12 protein-coding genes and 1 pseudogene are annotated in these 12,137 nt (G+C 59.2%); 6 read left to right on the forward strand and 7 right to left on the reverse strand.

The window, feature by feature from the left end:
- Positions 1-139 precede the first annotated feature (139 nt).
- Positions 140-1,075 carry a YbjN domain-containing protein gene (locus tag HMPREF2724_RS04280; protein ID WP_070587322.1) on the forward strand — a complete coding sequence of 312 codons (936 nt, stop codon included), beginning with the start codon at positions 140-142 and terminating at the stop codon, positions 1,073-1,075.
- Between the two features lie 19 nt (positions 1,076-1,094).
- On the opposite strand, the gene HMPREF2724_RS04285 is transcribed toward HMPREF2724_RS04280, so the two are convergent.
- The 4 genes from HMPREF2724_RS04285 to HMPREF2724_RS04300 all read right to left on the reverse strand — a co-directional run bounded on the left by HMPREF2724_RS04285 (position 1,095) and on the right by HMPREF2724_RS04300 (position 4,509).
- Positions 1,095-1,337, reverse strand: coding sequence for a hypothetical protein (locus HMPREF2724_RS04285; RefSeq protein ID WP_061923371.1), 243 nt, complete (start codon positions 1,335-1,337; stop codon positions 1,095-1,097).
- A 39-nt stretch (positions 1,338-1,376) separates the two neighbouring features.
- A complete protein-coding gene (locus HMPREF2724_RS04290) occupies positions 1,377-2,918 on the reverse strand; it encodes a molybdopterin-dependent oxidoreductase (RefSeq protein WP_061923374.1) in 1,542 nt (513 codons plus the stop codon).
- A 228-nt stretch (positions 2,919-3,146) separates the two neighbouring features.
- Complete coding sequence (locus tag HMPREF2724_RS04295) at positions 3,147-3,635, reverse strand: hypothetical protein (RefSeq protein ID WP_235591056.1); 489 nt, start codon at positions 3,633-3,635, stop codon at positions 3,147-3,149.
- 115 nt (positions 3,636-3,750) lie between these two features.
- Positions 3,751-4,509, reverse strand: coding sequence for a hypothetical protein (locus tag HMPREF2724_RS04300; RefSeq protein ID WP_061923380.1), 759 nt, complete (start codon positions 4,507-4,509; stop codon positions 3,751-3,753).
- 308 nt (positions 4,510-4,817) lie between these two features.
- Between HMPREF2724_RS04300 and HMPREF2724_RS04305 the strand changes: the two genes are divergently transcribed.
- The 5 genes and pseudogenes from HMPREF2724_RS04305 (at position 4,818) to HMPREF2724_RS04325 (ending at position 10,810) form a co-directional block, all read left to right on the forward strand.
- The gene (locus tag HMPREF2724_RS04305; protein WP_061923383.1) at positions 4,818-5,396 is read left to right on the forward strand and encodes a TetR family transcriptional regulator; all 579 of its coding nucleotides are present in this window, start codon (positions 4,818-4,820) and stop codon (positions 5,394-5,396) included.
- A 14-nt stretch (positions 5,397-5,410) separates the two neighbouring features.
- On the forward strand, positions 5,411-7,582 hold the full coding sequence (gene glgX / locus HMPREF2724_RS04310; protein ID WP_070587325.1) for a glycogen debranching protein GlgX: 2,172 nt from the start codon (positions 5,411-5,413) through the stop codon (positions 7,580-7,582).
- Positions 7,583-7,618: 36 nt separating this feature from the next.
- Positions 7,619-8,980 carry a 3'-5' exonuclease gene (locus HMPREF2724_RS04315; protein ID WP_070587327.1) on the forward strand — a complete coding sequence of 454 codons (1,362 nt, stop codon included), beginning with the start codon at positions 7,619-7,621 and terminating at the stop codon, positions 8,978-8,980.
- 93 nt (positions 8,981-9,073) lie between these two features.
- The gene (locus tag HMPREF2724_RS04320; RefSeq protein ID WP_061923393.1) at positions 9,074-9,739 is read left to right on the forward strand and encodes a hypothetical protein; all 666 of its coding nucleotides are present in this window, start codon (positions 9,074-9,076) and stop codon (positions 9,737-9,739) included.
- Between the two features lie 46 nt (positions 9,740-9,785).
- Positions 9,786-10,810: pseudogene (locus HMPREF2724_RS04325) on the forward strand (GTP pyrophosphokinase family protein).
- Here HMPREF2724_RS04325 and HMPREF2724_RS04330 read toward each other — a convergent pair.
- From HMPREF2724_RS04330 to HMPREF2724_RS04340, 3 genes are read right to left on the reverse strand one after another with little or no spacing between them, the layout of a single operon-like run.
- Positions 10,807-11,193 carry an RNA-binding S4 domain-containing protein gene (locus HMPREF2724_RS04330; protein ID WP_061923398.1) on the reverse strand — a complete coding sequence of 129 codons (387 nt, stop codon included), beginning with the start codon at positions 11,191-11,193 and terminating at the stop codon, positions 10,807-10,809. The pseudogene HMPREF2724_RS04325 and the gene HMPREF2724_RS04330 overlap by 4 nt on opposite strands.
- Before the next feature lie 14 nt (positions 11,194-11,207).
- A complete protein-coding gene (locus HMPREF2724_RS04335) occupies positions 11,208-11,444 on the reverse strand; it encodes a hypothetical protein (protein WP_061923691.1) in 237 nt (78 codons plus the stop codon).
- Between the two features lie 38 nt (positions 11,445-11,482).
- Positions 11,483-12,124, reverse strand: coding sequence for a YigZ family protein (locus tag HMPREF2724_RS04340; RefSeq protein WP_061923401.1), 642 nt, complete (start codon positions 12,122-12,124; stop codon positions 11,483-11,485).
- Positions 12,125-12,137: the final 13 nt, after the last annotated feature.

The raw sequence follows: 12,137 nt of genomic DNA on the forward strand, positions 1-12,137 counted from the left end.
GCCCTTTCTATAGCTAGACCAATATACTAACGCCGATTCCCCAGCGGTAGGGCGAGTTTTGGTAATAGAATTGGGCCACAGCTTCTCTCCCCTTATTGCACTATCGCTTAAGCAAATTATGGAAGGCAGGGCCCAGCGCATGGATGAATTCGATTCAGATGCCAGCTGCGAGTCCGCCACGAGCACGAGGCTCCTGGCTCGCATGTGCGAGATCGCTTCCCGCTTGGGTATTCATTCCATTAAAGCCACTGATGAGCTAGTGATTTTTCCACATCCCACAGGGGGTGAACCCCGCGTGAGCCTCGACGCTGCAGGCGAGCCGGTGTTGCATTTTTATACCACCCACCAAGGCCACTTGGGCTTCGAAGATATAGCAGCGCTCGGCGAATTCGCCAACGACTGGAACCACGACTGCATCTCGCCGCGCGTGGTGGTGGATTATGCCGACCCCACTGCGGTCACGCTGTGGGGGCATACATTCTTGGTGGTTCAGGACGAGCCGCAGGATTCCCAGTTGGAGGCAGCGCTGGTGCCGGCTTTGCGCAATGCGAGGTTGTTTTTGAACGCGCTTGCCGACGCCTTCCCTTCCCTCCGCAGCCAGCCATCCCCAGCGGAGGATTCGCCGGCGTCGGAAAGCGCAACAGCGGAGGTGCTGCCCGTGGACATCGCACGGGTGGAGGATATCCTGCGCAGGCTAGGCATCAATCGCTTCCAGACGGACGCCGAGCAATCCGTTTATGCCTGGATAAACGATGTTTTATTTGCATTCGTGCTCGATGTGGGCCCGAGCCTAATCATCAAGGGCCACTGGGACCCGAACTTAAAGGGTGAGGATTTCACCCGCATATTTTTAACGTGCAACGACTGGAACCGCACGCATCATTCGGCGGCGGCGTTTTGTCACTCGAACGTCGACGGCCTGCAGGTGCGCTTGGATTACGCGGTCATGGCAGGCGGCGGGCTTACCGACGCCCAGCTATTGACCAGCCTGGGCCGCGGCATGAAGCACATCCTGCACGGCATCGACGATATTGCCCGAGAGGCGGTTGGCGCCTCACCGGTCCAGTGGCCTTAACAGGCCTTAAAGGCTCAAACTACTGGACGATTTCGTAGTTGCCAGCCTTAGCCAGGGCCTCGTTCATCGCCGGGACGGAGGGGATCACATCGTCCTTGTGCTTGACCACAAGGCGGGCATACTCATGGTCCGTAATTTCGAAGGTGGCCTGGCCCAGGCCACCGGAAGCGAAGATGTCATAGAGTGCCTGCAGCGCTTTGCGGACATCGTTGTCATTCTTTACGCCGCTGACGTGGTAGTGAGTGGAAACAATAATCGACATGAGTCAAATTGTACGACTTTTGCCGTTAGATTCCCGAACTTAGATACGGCCGTTGAACGCCTGCAGCGCAGAATCCTCGCGGGTACCGCCGCGGCCGTCGCCGTAGCCTGCGTAATCAGCGATCCAGCTAACCTTGGAAACCCACTTCACGGCCTTGTAGCCGTGGTTGGATTCCACGCGGCAGCGCGCCGGGGCACCGAGATGGATGTCGACTTCATGGCCGTTGCGGGACAGGGCGATGACAGACTGTGCATCCAGGGCGTCGTCAATGCTAAAGCAGGCATAGAAGGGCTCGCGCGGGCGGTTGTCGTACATCTTCTGCGCTAGGCCATAGGACTCGACCATGACGTAGTTGGCGCCTTCTGGGCGTGGTCCCAACAGGCTTAGCACGTCCTCGATGGAAGGCCCAGCCCAGCGGGAGGTCGCCGACCAACCCTGCATGCAAGTATGCGTTGCCACGTAGGACTGCTGCGGCAACTCACGTAGCTGCTCGATGGTGACGACCTTCTCTACGCCATTAATGTCATCAGCCAGCGTGATTTCGTAGCCCTTCCAGTCATTCTCGCGGAACTTGGTCCACTCCGGCGACTCATCGGGCGTCGGCGGCAGGCCGTTAGTCCAGTGAAACTTGGAAATGTCCTTATCGGTATAAGCCTGCTGGGTAGAAGGCGAAACCTTCAACCAGTTCAGGAAGAGCTTGCGGCCGAGCTCGGTAAACTTCACCACGATGCGCTGGGCACGGGCGCGATCCGCCAGGGACCAGTAGGACAAGAAGATCCAGAACAAAATGACCACCACGATGGTAAAGACCACGGTGGTAAAGGCCTGCGCGTAGCGCTCCACGCTCACGTCGCCGAAGACCATGTGGACCATGTTGTGCTCGCGGTGAACGAAGAACACGAGGAAGACGTGCACAACAATAAACGCGCTCATCAGCACCATTCCAATGAAGTGCAGGGAGCGAGCACCTTGGTGGCCACCCCAGAACTTCACGTAGCGAGGGAACTTCACTCGCACGGCCGGGGCCATGGCTACGCCGGTGAGCATCATAAACGGCGCCAGGATGAAAATGACGAAGGAGTACGCGAGCTGCTGGAGGGCGTCGTATGGCGTGAAGTGCTCCAGCGAGGGTGCCTGCAGGCTCAAGTAGACCTTGGCCGATTCCCAGGCCTCAGGGACTATATCCCAGGAGGTCGGAATCAGCCGGCGCCACAGGCCGGTGGCAAAGAGCAGGGTAACGTAGACAAAGCCATTGAGCACCCACAGCATCACCGCGGCGCCGTGCCAGTGGCGGCCCAATCCGATGTTCTCGCGGCCGGGCAGGGAAAGCATCGGCGAGACCGAAAGCTCATCCATAAGGGAGGTGTAAACGCCCTCCTCTTTGGGCAGCTCACGCTTTGTAAATTTGATCCACTCGGTGCCAGGCGCGCAATCACTGCGCCACCACAGACGCGGCAAGGAAGAGAGCATTTCGATGCCGGAGCGCAGCAGCATACCGATGAGTACGAAGTTGATGAGGTGCGAGGCCCGCAACCAGATAGGAAAGTCTGGGTTTTCACCCAGAGCCAATACATAGTCCATGGGAAAATTCCTCGGTGGTGAGAGATACAACTTTTCACTAGTGTGACTTATTTTTCATTGTGTCGCACCCACCCCGAAATACCAATGGTTTTTCCGTGCTTATTTAGCTTTTGGACAAAATCGACCCGCATAGCTGGAACAATGCTGGTTTACTCCACAGCATGATTCCCGCCACACGTCCAGCAAATTACACATAATGTATACCCCCGAGCCCCGCATCCTCGGCCTCTAATCTACGCCCGGCACATCCACGAAGGCCGCCGACCAATAAGCAAACATCGCCATAAACGGCGAAACCACCCACGCGATCCCCGGGGCAAACTTTGGCACAAACTGGACCACCTGCCCCGGATCCGCCGGCGCGGAATGCGCCGTTACCCCGCCAACCACATAGAAAGCCGCCGCACCTGCCAGGCAGGCCACCCCACACCACAGCAATTGCCCGACGCCGCGGAACGCCGCGCCGCGCATATAAGAAAACAGCCCGAAGCAAAGCCCCAAGAAACCCACCAGGACAGCGAATACAATGAAGGAAGAAAATTGCACGTCAGCAACATTTTCGATGGCATAGCCGCCGTCTTCTACTTCACGGCCGGTAAGAGTCGGGCGCCACATCCCCCACACCGCCCCCACTACCGAATAGACAACAAGGACTAGGGCAAGCAGCCCCGCACCGAACCCGATGGAGCGAGGAATACGAAACTTGGACTTGGACACCATTTCTTTATAAGGCCTGACTCGAAAGAACTAAAACGAAAAGGAGGAAGTGCCAAAGCACTCCCTCCTTATAAATTACAGCGCCTTGTTTGACGCTATTTTCTCCGCGGAGAGTTTAGACCTCGCCACAGAAGGTCCAGTTGCCGTTCTCGCGGCGGAAACGCATGGTGGAGCTATCCAGACCTTCGTTGGTGTTGACGTTGACGGTTGCGGAAGCATCGTCACCGTTGACAACAACGTCGTTGATGGACTCAACGCCAATTGCGTTCCAGTCGAAGCCATCCAGCTGGGAGGTGTCCTGGCCGGAAGCTGCGAGCATGTTCTTCAGCTCGTTCATCGGAACATCCGGGATCTGGTTGTAGTCCATGTTGGCAACCTCAGAGCCCTGCGCGTTCAGCACTGCGGAGCAGGTGTGATCCGGCATGTACTTGAAGAACTGGCGCATGGTCTTGGTCTCGTAGAGGCCACGGACCAGCTGATTGATGCCGTCGACATCTCCCTGCTCTGCCGGAGCGCCCTCAACCGGAGCGACCGGCGCGGCGTTCTCAAGCGGGTTGGCGCCACCCTCGAATGGGTTAGCCAGGGTCTCCTCCGCAGCGGCTGCGTTGGAGTCCTTGTCTGCGCCTCCCTTCTTCTCTGCGTCCTTGCCGTCCTTCTTATCCTTGTTTGCGTCCTTGTCCTCGGACTTCTTTTCCTTGCTCGGAGCAGCAGACTTGTCCGCATCCTTGGAAGCCTGCGTGGTCTTCGTGGCGGTGGTCTTGTCGCCACCCTGAGCGTTGTTGGCTTCTTCGTCGTTACCGCAGGCAACGAGGGTCATCGGCAGAACCATGGCTACAGCAACGAGGGACTTCTTCGCAGGGGTTAGAAAAGACAAGGGTTAGGCTCCTGAAATATTTACGATGGCTGGCGTCAAGGCTAAATGTAGGTCGCTGTAAATCGGTTCCGAATGGTCGCCGATTCAGCGCGAGCGAAACAGCCTGAGCCAGTTTTCTTTCCGCCTCATCCTAACAAGTCGAAGGTGCGGAATACATGTCGGATCCCTCAAAGAAGCCTGTGAACTTAGGCCTTTTCTTACACATTTACTGGCAAATGTTAAGCCAGTCACCACTATTCGGCGCACAGGCCTTATACACCTGCCGTGCCGCACGGATGCACCGACAGCCGGACGGGTAAGATAACAGCGTGCAATTAGACCGAGACCGTATTCTTTCGACTGCCCTCGAGCTCTTAAATTCCTACGGGCTCGCGGACGTTACGATGCGCAGAGTCTCCACCGCACTCGGCGTAGCGCCCGGCGCGCTGTACTGGCACGTCGCCAACAAGCAAGCGCTCATCGCCGCCATGGCCGAGAAAATCCTGGCGCCTGTTTCCGGCACGAGCCCGCTAAACGTCGCAAAGAGCCTGCACTCTGCCCTACTCAGCTGGCGCGATGGCGCAGAGGTTGCCAGCGCGGGCCTCGCCTACCCTGATTCCGGGACTTGGGAAGTACTCACCGAAAAGATCGCCGCCTCATTTAAGTCAGTCGAAGGCCACTGCGCCTTGGAAGCCGAGGTTCAGGCGGCGTCGCTAGCCATCGCGCACCTAGTCTTGGGCGCTACCCAGATGGAACAATCGCGCCAGCAGTTGGCAGAGTCAGCTAAGGCCACAGCCTCTGCAGACGCCGCGGATAAATCCCCCGTAGACCACCGCCCAGATATCCACCGCGGCGTCGAGATCATCGTAAACGGCCTGCGCAACCCGCTCGCGGGCACGGAAAATTAATTATGCTCTAGGGCATGACTGAAACCGCTGTCTGCCCTCCCCAAGCCTGGCCAGGAAAACCCGCGCCACTAGGATCCACGTTCGATGGCTCCGGTACAAACTTCGCCATCTTTTCTGAAATCGCCGAAAAAATCGAGCTCTGCCTCATCGACCGCGAAGGAAAAGAAGAGCGCGTCGAGCTGAATGAAATAACAGCCCACGTCTGGCATGCCTACCTGCCCAACGTTGGCCCGGGCCAGCGCTATGGCTATCGCATCTATGGCCCCTATGACCCCGCCAATGGCCTGCGCTGCGATCCCTCAAAGCTGCTGGTAGATCCGTATGCTAGGGCCTTCGACGGCGATTTCGATGGCGACGCCTCCCTCTACTCCTATGACATCCACGCCGAAGAGGAAGGCACCGGCCGCAACACTGAAGATTCCCTCGGCCACACCATGCTTTCGGTGGTCATCAACCCCTTCTTCGATTGGGCCGGCGACCGCCGCCCCCGCACCCCTGATAATGAGACGGTCATCTACGAAGCCCACGTCAAGGGCATGACTATGCGCCATCCCGACGTGCCTGAGGAGCTGCGAGGCACGTACGCGGGCATGGCGCATCCAGCGATCATCAACTATTTCAAGGAGCTCGGCGTCACCGCCGTCGAGCTGATGCCGGTGCACCAGTTCCTGCAGGATGATCGCCTACGCAACCTCGGCCTCCGCAACTACTGGGGCTACAACACCTTCGGCTTCTTCGCTCCTCACCTGGACTATGCCTATGCCAAAAAGCCCGGCGAGGCCGTCGCGGAGTTCAAGGCCATGGTGCGTGCCTTCCATGAGGAAGGCATCGAGGTCATCCTCGACGTGGTCTATAACCACACCGCGGAGGGCAACCATCTAGGCCCCACCATCGCCTTCCGCGGCATCGATAACCACGCCTACTATCGCCTGGTTGATGAGGACAAGAGCCTCTACATGGACTACACTGGCACCGGTAATTCCCTTAACGTTCGGCATCCGCACTCGCTGCAGCTGATTATGGATTCGCTGCGCTACTGGGTCACGGAGATGCATGTGGACGGCTTCCGCTTCGACCTGGCGGCGACGCTGGCGCGGGAGCTTGACGACGTCGACAAGCTCGCCACCTTCTTCGACCTCGTGCAACAAGACCCCGTGGTCAGCCAAGTAAAGCTCATCGCGGAGCCCTGGGACGTGGGCCATGATGGCTACCAAGTGGGAAACTTTCCACCGATTTGGAGCGAGTGGAACGGCAAGTACCGCGACACCGTGCGCGATTTCTGGCGCGGCGAGCCCGCCACCTTGGGAGAGTTTGCCTCGCGGCTTACCGGCTCTTCCGATCTTTATGGCAACAATGGCCGCCGCCCTACCGCTTCCATCAACTTCATCACCGCCCACGATGGATTTACGCTGCGGGACCTCGTCACCTACAACGACAAGCACAATGAGGAAAACGGCGAGGACTCCCGCGACGGCGAGTCCTTCAACCGTTCCTGGAACCACGGCGTGGAAGGGCCTACCGAGGACGAAGAGATAAAGAAGTTGCGCCGCCGGCAGGTGCGCAACTTCCTGACCACCTTGTTGCTTTCCCAGGGCACGCCGATGCTTTGCCACGGCGACGAGTTCGGGCGCACGCAGGGCGGCAATAACAACGTCTATTGCCAGGACAACGAGATTTCCTGGATGGATTGGTCGCTGCTGGAAGAAGAAAAGTCCGAGGCGATGCTGGGCTTTACCAAGCGTGTGCTCGCCATCCGCCGCGCGCATCCGGTCTTCCGCAGGCAGCGTTTCTTGGCCGGTGGCCCGCTGGGCTCCGACGTGCAGGACCGCGACATCGCCTGGCTGGTGCCCTCTGGCAAGCTGATGACGCAGGACGACTGGGATCATGACTTTGGCCGCGCGTTGATGGTTTACCTCAACGGAAACGCAATCACCGAGACCACTGCCCGCGGCGAGCGCATCACCGATGATTCCTTCATCATGATCTTCAACGCCCACCACGGCGAGATTGAGTTCACCCTGCCTACCAAGGACTTGGGCGCGCGCTGGCGGCTTATGGTCGATACGGCGGATTCCGGCGGCTACCCCGCGGAGGAAACCTACATTGATGCAGAGGGTACGATCACTGTTCAACCGCGCTCGACGCTGATTCTGCGCCAGGAAGAGCCGCCAGTCTTCGACGCTTAAGAAATTTTCCTCCGATTTTCCCCGGAAAGGTAGTTCGTGTCTTTTCACGCCCACGCCACCCGCATCGATGTCACGAATAAGGAGCTTATTTTCCAAGCTTCTTTGCTTTCTGCTTGCCTGGGCAAGGCTAAACAGGAGCAGGTTGCGCTAAGCGACGTCACCGATGTCACCGTCTGCGCCCCCACCGCGGCGGGCTTTGGATACGTGGAATTAGGCGGCGTCGGCAAGCGCATTGCCTTTGCCCCCAATCAGGACGCGGCGGCTTTCGCGCGTGCGGTCGAGGCTGCGCTGCGCGGTGAGGCGCCGGCGGAGGCGGCCTCGGTCAGCGGGCTGAACTTCACCGCCGTTGATGTGGAAACCGCCAACGATGATTGGGGTTCGGTGTGCCAGATTGGTGCGGTGCGTTTCCGCGATGGGCAGGAAACCGAATCCCGCACTTGGCTGTGTACTCCCCCGCCGGGCCTTGAGAAGTTCGCCGATATCAACATCTCGATCCACGGCATTAAGCCTGCCGACGTCGAGGGTGCCCAGCCTTTTGCAGAGGCCGCGGCGGAACTTTTTGAGTTCATGGACGGCGATGTTTTAGTCGCGCATAACGCACAGTTCGATTCCACCGCTTTGCGTCAGGGCCTGCTGAAGGCTGGCGGTTCGATTCCGGAGATCACTTTGGCATGTTCGCTAGCACTGGCTCGCGATGCCTCTTCTGCCGGCGTTATCGATGTGGTCAACCACAAGCTGCCCACGGTGGCGGCATTCTGTGGTGCCGATGGCTTCCAACACCCCGAGGCAACTGCCGACGCCCGCGCAGCCGGCGTCATCGTCGCGGACCTTGCGCGGCGCTTTGGGCACGTGGGCTCGGTGGATGAGCTCTTCCGTTCCCGCGAATTTAGCCTCGGCAAGTTGGATAAAGAGGCAATTCTGCCGGTACTGCGCGCGCATACCGCGCCTACCTCTGCGGCCGACCTTGGCGCTGGCACGGACTTCCGCGACAAGACCCGTAAGTCGGGTACTAAGACCGACGCAAAGGCCGGCGGAAAGGAAAAGAAGTCCGGCCGCGGACCCGCTCCGTGGCAGTCGGTAGCCACACCGGATACCATTCCGGACCCGAACCTCGATGCGGATCCGGAAGGCGCGCTCTTTGGCCAAAACGTAACTCTGACCGGTGACTTTGAGCCTTTCGATAAAGGTCTGCTCTGGAAGGGCATCGCTGAGCGCGGCGGCAAGATTGGCAAGAACGTCACCAAAAAGACCACCATTCTGGTCCTCGGCGAGTGGGCGACGAAGACCTCGAAGGAAAAGCGCGCCGAAGAGCTCATCGAAAAAGGCCAGGACATCGCATTGTGGCCGGCGTCGAAGCTGCTGGAAGAACTCCAGCTCAACGAGCAGCCGCCTTTTTAAAACTCTCCTACTCCGTTGGGAACCGATGGCGGGAAATGGCAGTCCAATTAGTGCAGAAAGTGAAATATTCGTCCTGCGGGGAGGACACACGCCATGACCACTGCCATTGCGCCGGAAAAGTTTGAGTCGCTAGATTTCGAGGCCATCGCCCTAGCGGGGTTGCTGCCGGCCCTAGCGCGCCGGAAGGACTTTTCGGGCGCTACCTTGACGGACCAGGGCTTTGGCGATACTCCCGCTGGAGTGCAGCTCTCCCGCCAGCTTTCGGTGCTATTCCTTCAGCGCGACGAGTTCGCAGACACCTCCGCACACGCTCCGCGGGCTTTTGTTTCGCATCGCACTATCAGCGGTTTCGGCTTGAGCACCCGCCAAGCGTGGGACTTGGCGGCAGCGAACCTGCAAAGGCGCGCTCTTACTGCCCAAGGACTGCGCTTTCGCACCCGTTGCGCGGCGGAGATTCTGCCGGGCTGCGAGGAAGGCATTCAAATCCAGGCCCGCGGCGCCGAGGCTAGTGCGTGGTTGGCGCATCCGCAGACTTTCAGCATCATGGACTCGCACCTGCGCCGCTTAACCCATGCAACAGCTCGGCAGACGTTGTACTACCTGGTTCCGGATCCCGCCACGGTGGTGGCCTTGCATGACTCGCCGCTAAAGCGCGTCCGGCACTGGTCACGGCGCTTAAACGAGCAAAGGCGCCTGCGCGGTGCGGTTCTTGCGCCCGAACCACTATTATGGGCTAACGGATTTCCTCTAGAAGCTTAGGGGAATAAACGCATGCTTAAGCAAAAAGTCAGGAGGTCGGTGCGGGGTGAAGGAATCCGCCATCTCTCGGTTGAGCAACCAGTATCACGAGTGGGTTCGCCGGCATCCACGAGCAGAAGCAGACTTCAACGAGGCCATCGAGGACCTGCTTAACGACGCCGGCGTTATCTTCGACCGCGCCTCCGCCCGCGTCAAGCGCTGGCCATCGCTAAAAGCCAAGGCCAAAAGCGCCACGCAAACGGCGAGCTTTATTACCCCAGACCCTGGGAAGACATCCACGACGTTCTCGGCGTGCGCATTACGGTCTTCCACTCCACCGCTATCCCCCAGGCGCTCGAGGTCTTGGGCGATTCCTTTGCGGTGGTGCGCTCGGTGGATAAGGCCGCAGAGACCCGCATTTCCGGCGGTTTTGGCTACGGCTCCCACCATTTAGTGCTGCGCGTGACCAACGCGATTGAAGAGCTCGCAGAGTACGAAGGCTGGACCTTTGAGGTACAAATACGCACCGCGCTGCAGCATGCGTGGGCAGAGTTCGAGCACGATATCCGCTATAAGCAAGGCACTGCGGCTCCTTCCGCGCAGGTTGACCGCCTCTTTACCTTGGCCGCCGGGCTTATCGAGCTGGCGGACCAGCAATTCGATCAGATTGCTGCGCTGAAAGATCCTTCCACGGATACCAGCGAAGACGTAGAGCTTTCCGCCGAGACCCTGCCCGGTGTCTTGGCTGTGTTGATGGGCGGGCGCTTCCCGCGCTCGCGTTCGGAGCACTACCGCTTCCTAGCAGAGATTTTGGAGCTCAACGGTGTGACCACAATGAGCCAATTGAAGTCGCTGCTGAATGCAGGTGACATCGCCTTCGTACACGACGCCATCAACTACCGCTTCCGCCCCGGCCAGGTGCGCCTCATCGACGACCTGCTGCTTAATAAATTTGGCAAGCAGCACGTGGAGGCCACTGCCCTTGCAGGAGACCGCAAAGACCGCAAGCGCCGCCTCAATGGCCGCTACAAAGCGCTGCAGAATTACCGCGCGCACTCCTCAAAGACGGAGAAAAAAGAGGCCAATAACTAGCGGAAGCCGCCGCGGAACTTTTCCATCTGGCGGCGTTCCTTCTTGGTAGGCCTGCCCGCGCCGCGCTCGCGGACTGGAACCGAAGGCATGAACTCCTTCGGCGGTGGCGGCGGCGCATGGTCGATGTAACACGCACGAGCCACCGGCGCTCCGACGCGCTTTGCCACGGTGGCTAGGACTTCCAAGTCATGCTCGTGGTGATTGCGCCAGATACGTACGCGATCTCCCGGAACCACCTGCTGGGCAGGCTTTACCGCATTGCCGTTGAGCTTTACGTGCCCCGCCTTCACCGCCTCAGCAGCCTCCGAGCGCGTCTTTGCCATGCGCACAGACCACACCCAGGCGTCGATACGGACGGGTTTTGAGTCAGGTTGGATCGGCATCTAAGCCTTCGGGTCTAGTAATTGTGGTTTTCGTTGACGATCTTTTGCACCTTGCGCCAGTTATAGGCACCGCCAACCACGGCGACGATAAGGCCCAAGGTCATAAAGACCCAGAAACCAGACAAGGCCCACCCAAGCAGCACGCCACCAGCAACGCCGCCGACCACGCTAACTACTCCGTTCCGGGAGTACTTACGAACCTGCTGCTTCTTCAGCTCGATCGGATTGTTGGGGCGTCGTTGCATAGTCATGGCGGCCATTCTAGCGCAGCGCCGACTTTCCCTCGCCCCTAGGCGCCAAGCTCCACCCAGGCGGTGCCGGCTTCGCTAGATTCCACCTCGCCCTGGGAAAGTGCGGCGAGCGTGGCATCCAAGTCTTCCCTGCCGCCGGGCTCGATAGCCAGAGTAAAGGTCACCGCCGCACCATATGCGGTATCAGTAATCTCATAACCACGATTGCGCAGCTCCGCTTCCACGCGGCCGGCCTGGGCATGGCTGAATTCGGCGGTATATAGCTCCCGCAGCGCCCGCGTGCTGCGCTCGACCAGTTCGAGCGCCTCGCTGACCGAACCGCCATAAGCATGAACGAGCCCGCCCGCGCCCAACTTCACGCCACCGAAGTAGCGCACGACTACGGCACAGATATCCAGCATTCCCGAGCCTTTCAGCACGTCAAGCATGGGTTTTCCGGCTGTGCCGGAAGGCTCGCCGTCGTCTGAGGAACGCTCCACTGGGTTGGCTTCGTCAACGTGGTAGATATACGCCGAGCAATGGTGGCGGGCATCAGGGAAGCGTTCGCGCGCGGCGTCGATAAACGCACGCGCCTCACTCTCACAGGTCACTCGATCCACGAGCGTGATAAAGCGCGAGTGCTTAATCTCGATCTCATTTTCAATCTCGCCCGGAACGGGCCGTTCATAGCTGGTCAACACTGCGTGTCAGTCT

Source organism: Corynebacterium sp. HMSC071F07 (genome assembly GCF_001810285.1).
Lineage (GTDB): Bacteria > Actinomycetota > Actinomycetes > Mycobacteriales > Mycobacteriaceae > Corynebacterium > Corynebacterium simulans.